Here is an 18,974-nt window from a genome sequence, read left to right as displayed (position 1 = left end):
CGCCGATGGTACTTGGACCGCAGGGTCCTGGGAGAGTAGGACGCCGCCAAGCAAAGAACCACTGCCGATGATATTCGGTGGTGGTTTTTATTTTTATATGTTGGATTTAAGAAACTTGATAAACAGGAGATGCAAAAGCTGCATCTCCTGTTTGACTTTAGGGGTAACCTCTGACACACTCAAATGTAAGGAAGAGTTTAGTACAGCTTTTTACACAAAGAGACTTACACTACAGAGAATGGGGTGCAGAATGATATGGAACTTCGCAAATTAACAGCAGACGATTATGAAGCGTGTATGGCGCTTTCCGAGTACGCTTTTCAATTTACACTCTCAGAGGAGCAACTGGAGAAACGGCGCCAGGAATTTGCAACGCATAATGTATTGGGTGTCTACGCCGATGGTCAGGTTGGAGCCAAGCTTCAAATTATTCCTTTTCAGACGTATATTCAGGGACGGTCCTTTGAAATGGGCGGAATCGCAGGTGTAGCCACATGGCCTGAGTACAGACGCAAAGGCTGGGTTGCCGGGCTACTGAAATACGCACTGGAAGAGATGAATCGGAATAAACAGAGCGTATCCTTCCTGCATCCGTTCTCATTTGGTTTTTATCGGAAGTATGGGTGGGAAACCTATGTTGAATTTAAGAAATACAAATTGACGACTTCTATGCTGCCAACCAAAAAACAGACACCGGGAACGATCAAGCGGGGAAATCCTGAACTTGCTGTATTAAAGCAGGTATATGATGAGTATGCTGGGCGTTATAATGGGACGTTGAATCGAGATGACGCGTGGTGGAGCAATTCGGTTTATGTCAAAAAGGGCAGTCAGCGAGCTGTTTATTATAATGAGACAGGAATACCCCAAGGTTACATCTTCTATGAGGTCAAGGAGGGAAAGTTCACCATCGGTGAGATGGTTCATTTGAACGAGGAGGCAAGGCAAGGCTTATGGACGTTCATTGCCAATCATGATTCCATGATTGATGAAGTCACCTTGCAAGCGCCTGCAAGTGACCTGCTTGCATTTCAACTGGATAACCCACGGATTCAACAAGAGGTCGTACCGTACTTTATGGCACGAATTGTGAGTGTGGAGCAGTTCATCTCGCAGTACCCTTTTGTAAGCCAGGAATCAACTGTACAGATTTTACTTGAGGTGGAAGATGCATACGCTCCGTGGAATGAAGGGGTATGGGAGTTGAACGTGGCGCTGAACGGAACAGCTTCCATATGGAAAAAGGCGGAAACAGAGCGTCACGCTCAGAACGATCAGCCGATTCGTCTTACGATTCAAACACTTACAACCATATTGATGGGGTATCGCAGACCGGTAGAGATGGCCCGGATCGGCAGACTGGAAGGCCCGGCTAACGTGATTGAAGCACTCGAGAAGGCTGTACCGAAACGTGAAACCTATTTGCTTGATTTTTTCTAAGCCGCCAGCACAGATTTCTTTCTTCGATTCGAGCCGGTATGGAATGTAATGAAGAGAAAATTAGACTTCTCCTGATATTTGGGAGAGGTTTTTTTGTGTCCTGCGAATATTTCGTGTAAAATCGTAAAAAATGAATAGTGCCCCCACTTGGCAAACCAGCAAAATATGCTATAATGTATATAAAGTCAAAGAAAGTCAAAGTCAACTGAAGGCCAAAAAGCCCCTGTTTTATTTACAATCGGGTGTTTGACTTTTCTGCTCTCTGATGAGAAGTGCTTTAGAACTTGTACATTTCATTAGAAGATCAAGGGATATTTAAAGGACCTTCGTGCTTCCTTTGTTCTCCTGTTTAACATCTGACACAGCAAGATTCGCTGTTTCTCTGATTGGTTAAATGGGTGGAGAAGGTTGTACTCTGTGGGGGCGTGTGGGTCCTTATTGACTTAACGTTTCAGACAGTGGAGGATGATTGGATGCGTAATATCTCTGATATTATCGAACGATATCTGAAGGGTATTTTGCATGAAAGTCCCGAAGGAATGATTGAAATTCAGCGTAATGATCTGGCGGATCAGTTCTCATGTGTGCCTTCCCAGATCAATTATGTCATCAGCACCCGTTTCACTCTGGAAAAAGGTTATCTTGTCGAGAGTAAACGCGGCGGTGGTGGATATGTTCGCATACAGCGCATTGAATTGCCGGCTCAATCGGCACTGCACAATCATCTTCATCATAGTATTGGCGAAGAGATTGGACAGACTGCTGCTGAAGGGCTGATCTATCAACTGGAGGAAGCGCGTTTTCTAAGCAAGCGAGAAGCCGGATTGATGCGTGCGGCTGTATCGAGAGAAGTTCTAATGGTCAAACTTCCTTACCGGGATCAAATTCGTGCCAGAATGTTGAAGGCAATGCTAATATCTTTGCTCGGTAAATGAAACTATCGGGATCAAAGGAGGTACATCTACATGCTGTGCCAAGAATGTAATAAACGTCCGGCTACACTTCATTTTACTAAAATTGTAAATGGAGAAAAGACGGAATTTCATATCTGTGAATCATGTGCCCGTGAGAAGGGGGAGATGATTCCTGGAACTGCAGGCGGATTTTCCATTCACAACCTGCTGTCCGGATTGCTTGATTTTGATCCAGCAGGCAAAGGTTCAGGTGCAGCTCCTGCCAAGGCGCTGCAGTGTGAAGAATGTGGCATGACTTATGCCCAATTTAGCAAGATCGGCCGCTTTGGCTGCAGCTCTTGTTACAAATATTTTGACAGCCGTCTAGACCCGTTGTTCAAACGAGTGCATGGCAGCACGTCTCATGTAGGCAAAGTTCCTGCTCGGGCTGGTGGCCGTATTAAGGTTAAACGGCAGATCGCCGATCTGAAGCAGAATTTGCAGCAAAGCATTGCGCAAGAAGAGTTCGAAGAGGCGGCTCAGATTCGTGACCAGATCAGAGAACTTGAAAAAGAAATAACTCAGGAGTAAAGTTTGTCATGAGTAGGAGGGAAGGGTAATGCCTAATCTGCGTTTTACGGAGAAGGCGCTCAGTGACTGGATGCGCAGCGATGCTGTAGACTCGGAAATTGTGATCAGCAGTCGTGTCCGGATTGCACGTAACCTTCAGCATATCCCGTTTCCGATGCTGGCTTCCAATGAGCAATCAGAAGAGGTGCTGAATAAGCTGAGCGAAGTACTTCAATACGATGACGTACACGCTTTTGGTGATTTTACTACACTCGATCTGACGGATATTGGAGAACTCGACAAGCGGGTGCTGGTGGAGAAACATCTGATTAGTCCGAGTCTCGCAAATGAGTCAAGGCACGGAGCTGTTATCCTCAGTGAGGATGAATCGGTGAGCATTATGATTAACGAAGAGGATCATCTGCGTATCCAGTGCCTCTATCCGGGGTTCCAGGTGAAAGAGGCCTGGGAGAAAGCCTCCGCGATAGATGATGCATTTGAAGCGCACGTGGATTATGCCTTTGATGATCACAGGGGATATCTAACCAGTTGTCCGACAAATGTCGGCACAGGGGTGAGAGCATCTGTAATGGTGCATCTCCCGGCGCTTGTAATGACACAGCAGATCGGACGTATTCTTAGTGCAGTATCCCAAGTCGGGTTAACTGTACGGGGAATCTACGGTGAAGGCAGTGAAGCAATGGGCAACCTGTTCCAGATTTCCAATCAGATTACGCTGGGACAGACGGAGCAAGAAGTCATCGACAACCTGCATAGTGTTGTTTTACAGATTATTGGACATGAGCGCACAGCCAGAGAAAGGCTGCTTACGGATTCCAGACTGCGGATTACGGATCGTGTAATGCGTTCGTACGGGATTTTGTCTCATGCGGCCATTGTGGACACGAAGGAAGCGGCACAGCGACTATCGGATGTGCGGCTTGGCGTAGATCTTGGATTGCTCGATGGGATATCCATCCCGGTGATGAATGAGCTGAATGTGATGACACAGCCGGGATTTTTGCAAAAAACGTTCGGGGATATGCGTACAGATGAGCGTGACATCTACCGGGCTCAGTTAATTCGTGATACGATCAATGCAACCAAAGGCTCTGGCTAAACTTTCCTTGAACTGTAATACTGGTTTCATGCCGCATATGCGGCTTTATATAAACAGGTCTCCCGCTTCTGGAATGACCAATGATTTTATTCGCAGCATGGCTGCAAACAAAAATGATATGAATACGAAGGGTTATTCGATTCAATGTAATCCTTTCGTTTTATCCAAAACCATGGAGGTGCAGGAGATATGATGTTTGGAAGATTTACGGAACGGGCCCAGAAGGTGCTCGCACTCGCGCAGGAAGAAGCTGTCCGTCTCGGTCATAATAACATCGGTACAGAGCATATTTTGCTCGGCCTCATTCGTGAAGGTGAAGGCATTGCTGCCAAAGCACTGATCGGCCTGGGACTCGGATTGGAGAAAATTCAGGATGAAGTAGAAACGCTGATTGGCCGCGGCCAGGAGCAGCCTACGAACATTGCATATACGCCAAGAGCGAAAAAAGTTATTGAGCTGTCTATGGATGAGGCACGTAAACTGGGTCACACCTACGTGGGCACAGAGCATATCCTGCTCGGTCTCATTCGTGAGGGTGAAGGGGTCGCTGCACGTGTACTCAACAACCTCGGTATCAGCTTGAATAAAGCACGTCAGCAAGTGCTGCAATTGCTGGGCAGCAGCGAAGCTGTCTCCAGTCACAATGGCACACCTGCCAATGTAAGCACACCAACACTGGATAGCCTGGCTCGTGATCTCACGGCGTATGCCAGAGAGAATAACCTTGATCCGGTTATTGGCCGCAGTAAGGAAATCGAGCGTGTTATCCAAGTGCTGAGCCGTCGTACCAAAAACAATCCGGTGCTGATCGGTGAGCCGGGTGTAGGTAAAACGGCGATTGCTGAAGGACTCGCACAAAAAATTATCGCTAACGAAATTCCAGAAACCTTGCGTGACAAACGTGTTATGACACTGGATATGGGGTCGGTTGTAGCCGGAACCAAATACCGTGGTGAATTCGAGGATCGCTTGAAAAAAATCATGGATGAAATCCGTCAGGCCGGCAACATTGTGCTGTTCATTGACGAGCTGCATACCTTGATTGGTGCAGGTGGAGCTGAGGGGGCAATCGATGCATCGAACATCTTGAAGCCGGCTCTCGCTCGCGGTGAATTACAATGCATCGGTGCAACAACGCTTGATGAGTACCGCAAATACATCGAGAAGGATGCTGCGCTGGAGCGTCGTTTCCAACCGATTACGGTAGATCAGCCTTCACCAGAAGAAGCTATTCAAATTTTGCATGGTCTGCGTGATCGTTACGAAGCGCATCACCGCGTAAAAATTACTGACGAAGCTATCGTTCAGGCGGTAAAATTGTCTGACCGTTACATTACAGACCGTTTCCTGCCGGATAAAGCAATCGACTTGATTGATGAGGCAGGTTCGAAAGTAAGGCTGAACTCGTATACGATTCCACCAAACCTGAAGCAATTGGAGAGCCGCCTGGAAGATATCCGCAAGGAGAAAGATGCTGCGGTACAGAGTCAGGAGTTTGAGAAAGCTGCGGCACTCCGCGATACGGAACAAAAGATTCGTGAAGAACTGGATACAACGAAAAATCAGTGGAAAGAAAAACAAGGCCGTACCGATTCCGAGGTAACACCAGAGGATATCGCTCAAGTGGTAGCCAACTGGACAGGAATTCCGGTGAACAAGCTGAAAGAAGAAGAAACACAACGCTTGATGAACCTTGAGCAAATTCTGCATGAGCGGGTTATCGGTCAGGATGAGGCAGTTAAATCCGTCAGCCGCGCCGTTCGCCGGGCACGTGCCGGACTTAAAGATCCAAAACGTCCGATGGGTTCATTTATCTTCCTTGGTCCTACAGGGGTAGGTAAAACCGAGCTTGCTCGTGCTCTCGCTGAAGCGATGTTTGGTGATGAGAATGCTGTAATCCGGATTGATATGTCCGAGTACGGAGAGAAGCACTCCACAGCACGTCTCGTCGGAGCGCCTCCAGGATATGTGGGCTATGAAGAAGGCGGTCAGTTGACCGAGAAAGTTCGCCGCAAACCTTACTCCGTTGTACTGTTGGATGAAGTGGAGAAGGCACACCCTGAAGTATTCAACATCCTGCTGCAAGTGCTGGAAGATGGCCGCTTGACCGACTCCAAAGGTCGCGTTGTTGACTTCCGCAATACGCTGATCATCCTGACATCCAACGTAGGTGCCGAGGCGATCAAACGTAACTCTACCCTTGGCTTTACAGCTGTTGTAGATGCGGGTGCGGATTACGATAACATGAAAGGCAAAGTGATGGATGAGCTGAAGAAAAGCTTCCGTCCGGAGTTCCTGAACCGGATTGATGAAATCATCGTATTCCACTCACTGGAAGAGAAACACATTGCCGAGATTGTTACACTTATGAGTGAAGACCTGCGTAAACGACTGCATGAATATGACGTGGACTTTGAGCTTACAGATAATGCAAAAGCATTTCTGGCCAAAGCAGGCTTCGATCCAGCGTATGGTGCACGTCCGCTTCGCCGGGCGATCCAGAAGCATATCGAAGACAGATTGTCTGAGGAACTGCTTACTGGCAATGTGACCAAAGGTGATTCACTGCTCATTGATGAAGAGAACGGTGCACTGTCTGTTACGAAAAAGGCTGCTTCTGTTCCATCTAGTGAGGAAATCGAGACTAAATAATAATTCAATTCAACTCGGTAATGAGGAAATTGAAACTCAATAAATAAGTTCTGTACTGCTGAATAACATCAGCCGTGCAGTACTAGTTTGATCCTCCCCGGCTCTGGCTGGGGAGTTTTTTTTGGGTTTAAGCTTAATATGTGATCGGGATGTAACAATAAGGACTATAATGATGTGTAAAGTTTGCGATAATCCTTTACGAAAAATCTCAAACAATGGTAAACTTTTAGTAACCCTAAATGTCAGGGTGAGATAGAAATAATCGTCGAATAATGCAAAATACTGTAATAAAATAAATTTTTAGGAGTGCTGAAGTGGCCAAAGTAAAAACCAAGTTTCAATGTACAGAATGCGGCTATGAAGCCCCCAAATGGTACGGAAAATGTCCTGGCTGCCAGTCCTGGAATTCAATGATAGAAGAAACTGAAACGGTGGTCAAAACACAAGGGAGAAATTCTCCTCTGTTTGACAGTAAAGATAAACCGCTTCCTATCATAGATATAGATAGCGGTCAGGAGCCGCGTGTACAAACGGGAATCGGAGAACTTAACCGTGTATTGGGTGGCGGTATTGTGCCAGGTTCGCTCGTGCTGGTGGGGGGCGATCCGGGAATCGGAAAATCGACGTTGATGTTACAGACGTCTCATGCACTGACTCATTCCGGTCTGCGTGTGCTGTATGTGTCCGGGGAGGAATCCGTGAAGCAGACAAAATTGCGGGCCGACCGTCTGGGTGCGCTCTCGCCGGAGCTGTATGTGCTGTGTGAAACGAATATGGAACGGATCGAGGAAGCGGTGGATCAGATCCAGCCGCATTTTCTTGTCATTGACTCCATTCAGACCGTATATTTGCCCGAAGTTACCAGCGCACCCGGAAGTGTAGCCCAGGTAAGGGAATGTACCTCCAGATTTATGCGGATTGCAAAAGGCCGAGGCATTGCAACAGTGCTTGTAGGGCATGTTACCAAAGAAGGTGCCATCGCCGGCCCCCGCATGCTGGAGCATATGGTGGACTGTGTGCTTTATTTTGAAGGAGAGCGGCATCATACATATCGCCTCCTTCGTGCAGTCAAGAATCGTTTCGGTTCCACCAACGAGATTGGCATATTTGAAATGGGGGAGGACGGCCTTCGTGAAGTCGGTAATCCCTCCGAATTGTTTTTATCGGAACGTCCGCTCGGGGTAGCGGGTTCTACCGTTGTAGCCAGTATGGAAGGAACAAGACCGATGCTGGTAGAGCTGCAGGCATTGATCTCCACCACGCACTTTCCTTCTCCACGCCGTATGGCAACAGGCATTGATCATCACAGGCTCAATCTGATTATCGCTGTACTGGAGAAACGTATGGGCATGTTCCTGCAAACACAGGATGCATACCTGAACGTAGCTGGCGGGGTAAGGCTGGATGAGCCGGCTGTCGATCTTGCAGTGGCTATCAGCATTGCCTCCAGCCTTAGAGATGTGCCAACCAAGCCGGATGATGTAATCTTTGGCGAGATTGGCCTGACAGGTGAGGTTCGTGCCGTATCCAGGGCAGAACAGCGTGTGAAAGAAGCCGCCAAGCTGGGCTTCAAACGAGTTATTTTACCAGAAAAAAGCTTAAAGGGCTGGAAACATCCTCGCGGGATACAACTGATCGGTGTGAATACCGTGGCAGATGCACTAGCGGTTGCTTTAGATTAGGGGGCATAACAAGATGAAGGATTCAAGCCAACTGGACAATATGAATGATTTGTTAAGGCTGATCGCACCGGGTACTCCTTTCCGCGAAGGTCTGGAAAATGTGCTGCGCGCCAAGACGGGCGCACTGCTTGTTGTAGGATACAGCCCTGAAGTGATGGAAGTGGTGGATGGAGGATTTTCGATTAATTGTGATTTCTCGCCGAACTACCTGTATGAGCTTGCCAAAATGGATGGTGCAATTATTCTGAGTGAGGATCTGAAGCGGATTTTGTATGCCAACACACAGCTGATCCCGGATTCCTCGATCTCTTCGTCAGAGACAGGCATTCGTCACCGGACGGCCGAGCGAGTGGCGAAGCAGACTGGCAAGCTGGTTGTGTCTATCTCGCAGCGCCGGAATATTATTACTCTGTACCAGGGAACGCTTCGATATTCACTCAAGGAAATCGGGGTTATTTTGACCAAAGCCAATCAGGCGATTCAAACGCTCGAAAAATATAAAGCCGTGTTGACACAATCCCTCACCAATCTGAGTGCCTCTGAATTCGAGGAACTGGTTACGATTCCAGAGGTGGTCAATGTCATTCAACGCACCGAGATGGTGCTGCGGATCAAAACGGAGATTGAACGATATATTGATGAGCTGGGCAATGAAGGACGACTCATCTCCATGCAGATGGAGGAGCTTGTTGGCACAACAGAGGAAGAGGCCTGGCTGCTGTACAAGGATTATGCCCGTGACGACAGTGACGACAAGATTCGCGAGATTATCGGAGGCCTAAAAAGATTGTCGGATGAGGAGTTGCTGGATGCACATCATATCGTACGTCTGCTAGGTTATCCTTCATCGGCAGCAACTTCCGAGGATTCGGTTGCACCACGCGGTTACCGGGTATTAAATAAGATCCCTCGTCTGCCTAATGTCATTATTCATAACCTGGTGGATCAATTCGAACAGCTACCTCACGTTATCACCGCTACAATTGAGGAGCTGGATGAGGTGGATGGCATTGGTGAAGTTCGTGCCCGTACCATCAAGGAAGGACTCAAACGTCTGCAGGAGCAGATGTTTATTGACAGACAGATGTAGGAACCGCCTATACAGGCTTCTAATGGATGAGGTGAAACAACATGTTAACCAGATTCATTCCAAATCTCTTTACCCTGGGTAATCTGTTTCTTGGAATGCTGGCCATCTTGCTTGCAATCAACGAAAAATACAGCCTGGCTGCGATTATGATCATCATTGCGATGCTGCTGGATGGTCTGGATGGCCGGGTAGCCCGGGCATTGAATGCGCAAAGCGAATTTGGCAAGGAGCTGGACTCCTTGTCGGATATGGTTTCTTTTGGTGCAGCACCGGCCCTGATTATTTTTATGGTGTCATTCCAGGATGCAACGCCCATCTTCGCCTGGATTGCGACGGCTGCTTTTCCAATCTGCGGAGCCATACGTCTGGCGAGATTTAATGTACGGCCGGGCATTCCCGGGTATTTCACAGGTTTGCCGATTCCGGCCGCAGGTGGCGTACTGGCAACGCTCTCCCTTTTCCATAAGGATATCGGTCCCATCTCCATGATGATTGCTACGCTGCTTTTATCATATCTGATGGTAAGCTCACTGAAATATCCCAATTTCAAAAAGGTAGGTCTGCCTCGAAAGGCGATCTGGATTGCCCCGTGGGTTATACTGCTGGCGGTCGGGCTGGCTCTCCTTTTCCCGGATCAGCTGTCCAAGTTGATTTTCATTCCGCTCGTGCTGTATGCCTTGTATGGCATGAAGCACAGTGTACGAATCGCGGCTTCTCGCAATCGTGCCAAAAAACGCAAGGGAGAGAAATCTTCCCGCTCCGACAGCTAACTTATGCGAGTTGTACACGAGCTTAACAAATCACCAAACACAAAAAGCACGTACTTTTCCTGAACGGAGAGTACGTGCTTTTTGCTGTGTGCTTATGCTGATACATAACCAACCAAGTATATGATCATGGAGCTAAGACAAGTTGAACATGCCAAGCGTCGAACATTTCTGTGATTCGTGATTCACAACCTCTTCCATGTTGATGTCCAGCAGATTGCAGAGTGCTGACATATAGAACAGGTTCCGCCCTAATTCGGAACTGATAACCTCTTTGCAATTTTCACACAATTCACCTTCCACATGCGTTTCCAGTGAACCCTTGGCCTGAGATATACCGCTTTCGGGGGCGTACTGCTGTTTGGTGGCGTGCAGCTCAATGCAGCCGCATTCGGTAATGGCTTTGGACACAGCGCGGTTAACAGAGGCTCCGGCTTGTCCCGTTTTGGACAGTACATCAATCAGGCTGCGATGGCGCAGCAGCAGTTCGGAAACTTGATCCTGAAAAGCCTGTAAACTTAGCGTACTCATTTTGCCACTCACCTCTGGATATGAATTGAATTCATTATATGCCAATAAAAGTCTTACTTTCAACTGACGAATGAAACATTTCCAAAAAGTTCTTGCGGACGGGATTAGCTTTTTGGGAATTGGATCATACTGGATATGAAGATAAAGATTGATTGAGGAGGTGCAGGAACTCATGTGGAGAAAAGGCATTTTAACTTTTACTGGATTGTGCGGCGCATGGTTCGGATACACGGCTTATCATCTGGCAGGCAAGTCCATTCCCTGGATGGCTGAATGGATTCAGTCGGCAGGATTGCTGGGGGCTGGTGTATCGACACTGCTGGGAGCGGTACTTTTTATGTCCGTATGTACGATTGGCGGCACAATGATGGCAAACAGACTTCATAGCGGGATCGATTCCCTGGCCAAAATACCGATGAACGAGCTGGCTGCTGGTGCGGCAGGCATCGTGGCCGGGCTTCTGGCTGCTTTGCTGCTGTACCCTTGCCTTGCCTGGCTGGGAACCGCAGGAGAGGTGCTGCAGGTGGGGCTGACTGCCATTGCTGCTTATTCAGGGTACAGTCTGGCTATGGCCAAGAAAGACGATCTGGGGGCATTCTGGAAGTCGGGACGATGGGGCCATCCTGAAGTGGACGAGGAACGACGCATGGAAGAGCATAAAATTTTGGACACTAGCGTCATCATTGACGGACGGATTGCGGATATCTGCAAGACGGGTTTCATTGAGGGGACGATCGTCATTCCTGAATTTGTGCTGGAGGAATTGCAGCATATCGCGGATTCATCGGATCTGCTCAAGCGGAACCGTGGGCGGCGCGGACTGGACATTTTGAACAAAATCCAGAAGGAGCTTGATGTGCAGGTACTGATCTATGAAGGGGATTTTGAAGAAATCTCCGAGGTAGACAGCAAGCTCGTGAAACTTGCCAAGGTGCTGCAGGGAAAGGTCGTGACCAACGACTTCAACCTGAACAAAGTGTGTGAGCTGCAAGGTGTATCGGTGTTGAACATCAATGATCTGGCCAATGCGGTGAAGCCGGTAGTGCTGCCAGGAGAAGAGATTATGGTGCAGATTATCAAGGATGGCAAGGAGCACGGGCAAGGTGTGGCCTATCTGGACGATGGTACCATGATTGTGGTTGAAGGTGGACGGGAGTACATCGGCATGATGATGGAAGTGCTGGTGACCAGTGTGCTGCAGACATCTGCAGGACGAATGATATTTGCCAAGCCGAAACTGTTGGAAAAAGCCCAATAAAGGGGTATGATGAGTAGTGTATCGTAATGAGCTATAATAGGTGCTGTATTATCAATTATAGACTCCAGACGATAAACTGACAGACAAGGCAGGGATTGCGGCATGGATAAAGGTTGGGGCGTTGTCATTGTGGCGGCAGGGCGGGGAACCCGTATGGGCACAACCGAGAGCAAACAATTTCTGCTGCTGCAGGACAAGCCCGTTTTCATACATACGCTTGAAGTATTTGCGGCGCTGGACGAGATTCGCGAGATGATTCTGGTTACGGGTGCTGCAGATGTTGAACGATGCCTGGAATGGGTAAAAGAATACCAGCTGGAATCGCATGTCCGCGTTATCCCCGGAGGGAAAGAGAGACAGCATTCGGTCCATGAAGGCCTGCGGGCGTTAGGAACCGATTGGGTGCTCGTTCACGACGGGGTACGTCCTTTTGTGCACCGTGAGCAGATCAGGGACTGCATGGCTGCCGCCGCTTCGGGCGGAGGAGCTGTGCTGGCCGTGCCGGTGAAGGATACGATTAAACAAGTGAATGCGGAGGGCATCGTTACAGCAACGCCGGACCGCAGCAGTCTGTGGAGCATTCAAACCCCGCAGGCTTTTCGTCTTTCTTCCTTGCTGGAGGCTTACGATACGGCGGAGCGGGACGGGTTTCTGGGAACGGATGATGCCATGCTGGCCGAGCGCCAGGGAATGTCGGTCAAGGTTGTGGAAGGCAGTTACACCAACATCAAACTAACGACGCCTGAAGATTTACAGTATGCCGCGTTTTGGCTTGGGGGAGAGAAGAAGCGATGATACGTGTAGGACAAGGATTTGACGTGCACCAGCTGGTGGAGGGAAGACCGTGCATTATTGGCGGGGTTACGATTCCTTATGAAAAAGGACTGCTGGGCCACTCGGACGCAGACGTGCTGCTGCATGCGATTAGTGATGCGATTCTTGGTGCACTTGCACTCGGGGATATCGGCAAGCATTTCCCGGATACCGATCCGGAATTTAAAGATGCGGACAGCTTGAAACTGCTGGAGCATGTATGGCAGCTCGTGAAGGATCGCGGTTATAAGCTCGGTAATATTGATTCAACGATTATTGCCCAGAAGCCCAAGATGGCACCTTATATTCCGCAGATGGCTGAAGTGATTGCGAAGGCGCTGGAAGCCGATGTGACACAAGTGAACGTGAAGGCAACAACGACAGAGCAGCTCGGGTTCCCTGGACGGGGAGAGGGCATTGCAGCCCAATCGGTTGTGTGCCTGGTACGTGTGTGATATCATCAACGAATTAGAGACGGAGGGGATCATATGAGCGCAGAAATTCGGGTGCGCTACGCACCGAGCCCAACGGGACACCTGCATATCGGGAATGCCCGTACGGCGCTGTTTAACTACTTGTATGCCAAACATAATAACGGTAAATTCATTATTCGTATCGAGGATACGGACGTGAAACGCAACATTGCGGGTGGTGAGGAAAGCCAGCTGAAATACTTGAAATGGCTCGGCATCGAGTGGGATGAGAGTATTGATGTAGGCGGGGACTATGGACCGTACCGTCAGACGGAGCGTCTCGATCTGTATCGCAAATATACACAAGAGCTGCTGGACAAAGGTCTTGCATACCGCTGCTACTGCACGGAAGAAGAGCTGGAACAGGAGCGCGAAGAGCAGTCGGCGCGTGGAGAAACCCCGCGTTATTCCGGCAAGCACCGTGACCTGACACCGGAGCAGATTGAAGCATTTGAAGCGGAAGGCCGCGTGGCGAGCATTCGTTTCCGTGTACCGGCAGACCGCACATATACATTTAACGACATGGTTAAAGGTACGATTTCGTTCAACAGCAAGGAATCAGGCGACTTTGTCATTGTGAAAAAGGACGGCATTCCCACGTACAACTATGCGGTTGCCGTGGACGATCATCTGATGAAGATCTCCCACGTATTGCGTGGGGAGGATCATATCTCCAACACCCCGCGTCAGCTGATGATCTATGAAGCGCTTGGCTGGGAGCCGCCGCAATTTGGTCATATGACGCTGATTGTGAACGAAAATCACAAAAAACTGAGTAAACGGGATGAATCCGTTATTCAGTTTATTGAACAGTATGATCAGCTGGGTTATCTGCCCGAAGCGATGTTCAACTTTATCTCATTGCTTGGCTGGTCGCCGGAAGGAGAAGAGGAAATCTTTTCACAGGAACAGCTGATCTCCATCTTTGATACGAAGCGTCTGTCCAAGAGCCCGGCTGTATTTGATACACACAAGCTGGCGCATCTGAACAACCATTACATCAAACATGCTGACCCGGCGCGCATAGCCGAGATGGCGATCCCGCATCTGCAAAAAGCAGGACGTCTTCCTGCCGATCTGTCCGCGGAGCAAAAAGAATGGGCATATTCCCTCGTACATCTCTATCAGGAGCAGATGAATGCGGCATCCGATATTGTAGAACTGTCGGAAGTGTTCTTCCGTTCCGAGGTTGTGCTGGAGAGTGAAGGAGCTGCGGTTCTTGCTGAAGAGCAGGTACCAACGGTGCTGAAGGCATTTGCTGACAAGGTACAGGAGAGCGACGAATTTACACCGAGTAAAATGGCTGCCCTGATTAAGGAAGTGCAGAAGGAAACAGGCTTCAAGGGCAAACAGCTCTTTATGCCAATCCGTGTGGCCTTGACGGGACAGACGCATGGACGTGATCTGAATCAGACCATAGTGCTATTGGGCCGTGATACTGTCATCCAGCGTTTGCTGGCACAGGTGACAGGCGCGTAAATCGCGTATACTCCTGAATCCTCATAAGTGGAGACTGTGAATTACACATTAACGGAGAGGACAGAAAAAACCTGAAAAAGTGGAGCTACAAGCTTTCTGAAAGAAAGCTGCATCGGAAGCATACACTTCGCCTTTATCACCGGATTTTTCCCTTTGAAAAGGGAATCAAAAAAATCTGGGGATAACAGCGATTGGAAGGTTATTCTGTCATCGGAGTGGTTGTGTAAGAATTCATTGTTTAACTGATGCCATTCAATTCTGCTGGTTGTCAGTGCGAAGGCTTTTCGCTATAATAGCAACACAAGGTTGAATTGTCATAATACGTTCATATAGAACAGCAAAGACCGGGAGAAGTAAGCTGATCCGGACAAATCCAGAGAGGATGGCCCCGCACGCCCAGACAGAGAACAGACCTGTTTGGCGAGCGGTGGCTGCGAGCCGTCCATTGTCCAGCAGTCTGAAATGCACCCGTGAGCTGCACCGTCGAATCCGGCCCCGCCTCAGTCAACAGTACAGAGGAGAACGTCAGGATAGATGGCGACGACTGGTTCCCGTTACCGAGCCGCTAGAGGGTTTGTTTTATTCGTAATTCATCAGGAATGAACTAAACCAAGCAGAGTGGGACCGCGATTAACGCCTCTGCAGCTTCGTGCTGCAGAGGCGTTTTTTGTTTTGGCGAGTGCGCAGTACACTACCAAGGAACACGCCGTCCGGCATACCCGGAGGACGAGAACCGGAACAAGAGGGGAACGAGCATGTTCAAAAAGATCAGATCAGATATCCAGACGGTCTTTGAAAATGATCCAGCCGCCCGGAGTTGGTTTGAAGTTGTATTTACGTATTCAGGGCTGCATGCGATATGGGCCCATCGATTCGCGCACTATCTATACAAACGAAGATGGTACTCGCTTGCCCGGTTTATATCTCAGGTTAGCCGGTTTATGACAGGCATCGAGATTCATCCTGGAGCTACCATCGGTGATCGTTTGTTCATTGACCACGGGATGGGGGTTGTCATTGGAGAAACGTGTGAGATTGGTGACGATGTTGTGATCTATCAAGGCGTAACCCTGGGCGGGACAGGGAAAGAAAAAGGAAAGAGACACCCGACAATTGGCAATAATGTGGTTATCTCATCCGGTGCGAAGGTGCTGGGATCGTTTCGCGTAGGAGATCAAAGCAATATTGGTGCGAACTCTGTTGTTTTAAAGGAAGTGCCGGCGAACAGTACAGTCGTAGGTATTCCGGGACGAATCGTCAAGCAGGATGGCCGGCGTGTGGACCGTCTGAACCAACAGCTGCCTGACCCGGTTGTTGATTCTCTGCGCAGCATGCAGCGCGAAATTGAACGGCTGCAGGAGGAAGTGCGCACAATGCAAAATACACGCGAATCCGAGAAATGCACATAAGATGATTGATGCACAATCGCTGATGCATGCACATTGAATAGGTATACAGTACAGCAGTTCAGGATGAAAGGAAAAGTGACCATGACGCTTCAGATTTATAATACGATGAGCCGTACCAAAGAGGAGTTTGTTCCGCAAGAGCCCGGCAAGGTGAAAATGTACGTATGCGGACCGACCGTATACGACTACATTCATATCGGGAATGCCCGTCCAGTGATCTTTTTCGACACCGTTCGCGGGTATCTGGAGCAGACCGGACATGAAGTGAATTATGTCGTGAATTTTACGGATGTGGATGACAAACTGATACGCAAAGCCGAGCAGCTTGGCACCGACGTTCCGCATGTGGCAGAGAAATTTATTGCCGCGTATTATGCGGATTTGGAAGGGCTTGGCATTCCTAAGGCCAGCAGCAACCCACGGGTAACCGAGAATATGCCGCTGATTATTGATTTTATAAGTGAACTTGTTGAAAAAGGTTTCGCTTATGAAAATGGCGGTGACGTATATTATCGAACAGGCAAGTTCGAGAAATACGGACAATTGTCGAAACAGAACCTGCAGGAGCTGCAGTTCGGTATTCGGATCGGTGTAGACGAGCGCAAGGAGCATCCGGAAGACTTCGTGCTCTGGAAAGCAGCTAAGCCTGGCGAAATTTTCTGGTCCAGCCCTTGGGGCGATGGTCGTCCTGGCTGGCATATCGAGTGCTCCGCCATGGCAAGAGAGTATCTTGGTGATACATTGGATATTCACGGTGGAGGACAGGATCTGCAGTTTCCTCACCATGAGTGCGAATGCGCGCAATCCGAAGCAATTACGGGCAAACCTCTCGCGAATTACTGGATGCATAACGGTTTTATTCGCATTGATAACGAGAAAATGTCGAAATCTCTCGGTAACGGCGTTTTGGTGAAGGATCTGCGAAGCCAGTACAAGCGCGAAGCAATCCGTTACTTCATGTTGTCTACTCACTATCGCAACCCGCTTAATTTCACTGAGGATACGATGGAGCAGGCGCAGAACAGTGTGGATCGCATCGCCAATGCGGTGGGTAACCTGAAGCATCGTCTGGGGGCTGTAACCGTGAATCAGCAGATTCCTGAAGAATTCGCAGCAAGGCTGGACGGAATTCGACAACAGTATCATGAAAAAATGCAGGATGACTTCAATACTCCAGATGCAATTACGGCGCTGTTTGAATGGGCGGCAGAAGCGAACCAGCTGCTGCAGCAGGACGTGGTCAATGCCGCCGAGATTCATGCATTGCTGGAACTGTTCGATGAACTGAATGCGGTGCTGCGAATCTATACAGAAGTGGAGCCGGAACTTTTGGACGAAGAGATTGAACGTTTGATTCAAGAGCGCGTGGAAGCACGTAAATCCAAAAACTGGGCCCGCGCAGATGAAATTCGTGATGAATTGTCTGCTCAAGGTATCCTGCTGGAAGATACGGCTCAGGGAATGAGATGGCGTCGCAAATGAGTGAGGAAAAAGAGAATATTTTGTCTCAATCTGTCGAGCGAACGGCCAATGATGTACAGAGTGAAGGGACGCATCAGGTGAATGCGCAGGAGGGCGGATGGTTTCCTTATCCTCCTTCCCGGCCTGCACGGTTGATCCCGCCCATTGCACTGGCTTATATCGGTGATGCGGTATATGAGGTTGCGGTGAGGCAGTATCTGTTATCCAAAGCGAACATGCGTCCTAACCATCTGCACCGCAGTGCAACAAAGCTGGTATCTGCCAAGGCGCAAAGCCGCATACTGACAAGTATAGAGGCTGCATTGACGGAAGAGGAGCTGGACGTGGTACGGCAGGGGCGCAATGCTAAGTCCGGCAGTGTTCCCAAAAATGCGGATGTGCTGGAGTACAGACACGCAACGGCGTTTGAATGTCTGATCGGTTACCTATACAGCAGCAGTCAGCATCATCGAATGATTGAACTGATTGGGCTGGGGATTGAGCAGGCAGAACAGGCATCTGCATCAACGTCCAAATAGCTGCGGTGACTATTTTATATAACAAGCAATACAGAGAGGAACGAACAAGGATGGAAGAAGAATGGATTGCCGGTAAACACTCCGTAACGGAGGCGCTGCGTTCGGGCCGGACCATTAACAAAATATGGATTGCAGACACGGCGCAGAAACATCTGACGCAACCGATCATTGCGGAGGCCAAAAAACAAGGGATCGTCATTCAGCACGTGGACAAGCGTAAGCTGGATCAAACCGTTCCCGGTATTCAGCATCAGGGTGTTGTTGCTCAGGCAGCTCCGTATGCTTATGCTGAGGTTGAAGATATTTTGCAAGCAGCCAGATCCAAAAATGAACAACCGTTTATCCTTTTGCTGGATGAAATTGAAGATCCTCATAATCTGGGCTCCATCCTGCGTACGGCAGACTGCACTGGAGCTCACGGTGTCATTGTACCCAAGCGGCGTTCAGCTTCGGTAACGGCAACGGTATCCAAAACATCTGCAGGCGCTGCAGAGTATGTACCCGTTGCTCGGGTAAGCAATCTGGCGCAAACGATTGATCGTCTCAAAGATGAAGGCGTATGGGTCGTGGGTACGGATGTTACTGCACGCGAGGCTGTCTTTGGCAATGGTGTATTTACAGGTCCTGTGGCCCTTGTCATCGGCAACGAAAACAAAGGCATGGGTCGCCTCATTCGTGAGAAATGTGACGTGCTGGTCAAACTGCCGATGCAAGGTCAGATTAATTCCCTGAACGCTTCCGTGGCAGCGGGGGTTGTCATGTATGAAGTGCTCCGTTCCCGCCAAGCGCAGGAATAG

The 18,974-nt window shown here is 49.1% G+C and carries 17 protein-coding genes; 16 read left to right on the top strand and 1 reads right to left on the bottom strand.

Annotated features, from left to right (window positions below; genetic code table 11):
* Positions 1 to 255: 255 nt before the first annotated feature.
* The 8 genes from HNR77_RS25215 (at position 256) to pssA (ending at position 10,217) form a co-directional block, all read left to right on the top strand.
* A complete protein-coding gene (locus tag HNR77_RS25215; protein ID WP_184190239.1) occupies positions 256 to 1,440 on the top strand; it encodes a GNAT family N-acetyltransferase in 1,185 nt (394 codons plus the stop codon).
* A 473-nt stretch (positions 1,441 to 1,913) separates the two neighbouring features.
* Positions 1,914 to 2,375 carry a CtsR family transcriptional regulator gene (locus HNR77_RS25210; RefSeq protein WP_110899255.1) on the top strand — a complete coding sequence of 154 codons (462 nt, stop codon included), beginning with the start codon at positions 1,914 to 1,916 and terminating at the stop codon, positions 2,373 to 2,375.
* 30 nt (positions 2,376 to 2,405) lie between these two features.
* On the top strand, positions 2,406 to 2,924 hold the full coding sequence (gene mcsA, locus HNR77_RS25205) for a protein-arginine kinase activator protein McsA (RefSeq protein ID WP_184190237.1): 519 nt from the start codon (positions 2,406 to 2,408) through the stop codon (positions 2,922 to 2,924).
* Between the two features lie 28 nt (positions 2,925 to 2,952).
* Positions 2,953 to 4,023, top strand: coding sequence for a protein-arginine kinase McsB (gene mcsB / locus HNR77_RS25200; protein ID WP_111271004.1), 1,071 nt, complete (start codon positions 2,953 to 2,955; stop codon positions 4,021 to 4,023).
* A 189-nt stretch (positions 4,024 to 4,212) separates the two neighbouring features.
* On the top strand, positions 4,213 to 6,675 hold the full coding sequence (locus tag HNR77_RS25195; RefSeq protein WP_145406598.1) for an ATP-dependent Clp protease ATP-binding subunit: 2,463 nt from the start codon (positions 4,213 to 4,215) through the stop codon (positions 6,673 to 6,675).
* Between the two features lie 314 nt (positions 6,676 to 6,989).
* Positions 6,990 to 8,357 (top strand): DNA repair protein RadA, encoded by a 1,368-nt coding sequence (radA, locus tag HNR77_RS25190; RefSeq protein WP_111271006.1) that lies wholly within the window; start codon positions 6,990 to 6,992, stop codon positions 8,355 to 8,357.
* Between the two features lie 13 nt (positions 8,358 to 8,370).
* Positions 8,371 to 9,447: a DNA integrity scanning diadenylate cyclase DisA gene (gene disA, locus HNR77_RS25185; RefSeq protein WP_184190235.1), complete on the top strand. Its 1,077-nt coding sequence runs from the start codon at positions 8,371 to 8,373 to the stop codon at positions 9,445 to 9,447.
* Positions 9,448 to 9,488: 41 nt separating this feature from the next.
* A complete protein-coding gene (gene pssA / locus HNR77_RS25180; protein ID WP_184190233.1) occupies positions 9,489 to 10,217 on the top strand; it encodes a CDP-diacylglycerol--serine O-phosphatidyltransferase in 729 nt (242 codons plus the stop codon).
* Between the two features lie 132 nt (positions 10,218 to 10,349).
* Here the strand turns inward: pssA and HNR77_RS25175 are convergent, their stop codons facing one another.
* Complete coding sequence (locus HNR77_RS25175) at positions 10,350 to 10,745, bottom strand: nucleoside triphosphate pyrophosphohydrolase family protein (RefSeq protein WP_110899262.1); 396 nt, start codon at positions 10,743 to 10,745, stop codon at positions 10,350 to 10,352.
* 172 nt (positions 10,746 to 10,917) lie between these two features.
* On the opposite strand from HNR77_RS25175, the gene HNR77_RS25170 reads away from it, so the two are divergent.
* From HNR77_RS25170 to rlmB, 8 genes are all read left to right on the top strand, one after another.
* Positions 10,918 to 12,003 (top strand): PIN/TRAM domain-containing protein, encoded by a 1,086-nt coding sequence (locus HNR77_RS25170; protein ID WP_184190231.1) that lies wholly within the window; start codon positions 10,918 to 10,920, stop codon positions 12,001 to 12,003.
* Between the two features lie 102 nt (positions 12,004 to 12,105).
* A complete protein-coding gene (gene ispD, locus HNR77_RS25165; RefSeq protein WP_184190229.1) occupies positions 12,106 to 12,798 on the top strand; it encodes a 2-C-methyl-D-erythritol 4-phosphate cytidylyltransferase in 693 nt (230 codons plus the stop codon).
* Complete coding sequence (ispF, locus tag HNR77_RS25160; RefSeq protein ID WP_017692052.1) at positions 12,795 to 13,271, top strand: 2-C-methyl-D-erythritol 2,4-cyclodiphosphate synthase; 477 nt, start codon at positions 12,795 to 12,797, stop codon at positions 13,269 to 13,271. The genes ispD and ispF overlap by 4 nt, the downstream gene beginning before the upstream one ends.
* A gap of 33 nt (positions 13,272 to 13,304) precedes the next feature.
* On the top strand, positions 13,305 to 14,768 hold the full coding sequence (gene gltX, locus HNR77_RS25155; protein WP_184190227.1) for a glutamate--tRNA ligase: 1,464 nt from the start codon (positions 13,305 to 13,307) through the stop codon (positions 14,766 to 14,768).
* 755 nt (positions 14,769 to 15,523) lie between these two features.
* On the top strand, positions 15,524 to 16,177 hold the full coding sequence (gene cysE, locus HNR77_RS25150) for a serine O-acetyltransferase (protein ID WP_111271012.1): 654 nt from the start codon (positions 15,524 to 15,526) through the stop codon (positions 16,175 to 16,177).
* 81 nt (positions 16,178 to 16,258) lie between these two features.
* Complete coding sequence (cysS, locus tag HNR77_RS25145) at positions 16,259 to 17,659, top strand: cysteine--tRNA ligase (protein WP_184190243.1); 1,401 nt, start codon at positions 16,259 to 16,261, stop codon at positions 17,657 to 17,659.
* Positions 17,656 to 18,177, top strand: a complete 522-nt coding sequence (locus HNR77_RS25140) for a Mini-ribonuclease 3 (RefSeq protein ID WP_260410882.1) — start codon at positions 17,656 to 17,658, stop codon at positions 18,175 to 18,177. The genes cysS and HNR77_RS25140 overlap by 4 nt, the downstream gene beginning before the upstream one ends.
* Positions 18,178 to 18,227: 50 nt before the next feature.
* A complete protein-coding gene (rlmB, locus tag HNR77_RS25135; RefSeq protein WP_184190225.1) occupies positions 18,228 to 18,974 on the top strand; it encodes a 23S rRNA (guanosine(2251)-2'-O)-methyltransferase RlmB in 747 nt (248 codons plus the stop codon).

The sequence above is a fragment of the Paenibacillus sp. JGP012 genome, from assembly GCF_014203995.1.
Taxonomy (GTDB): domain Bacteria; phylum Bacillota; class Bacilli; order Paenibacillales; family Paenibacillaceae; genus Paenibacillus; species Paenibacillus silvae.
The sequence above is the reverse complement of the archived record's forward strand: the minus strand, read 5'-3'. Positions and strand labels throughout refer to the sequence as shown.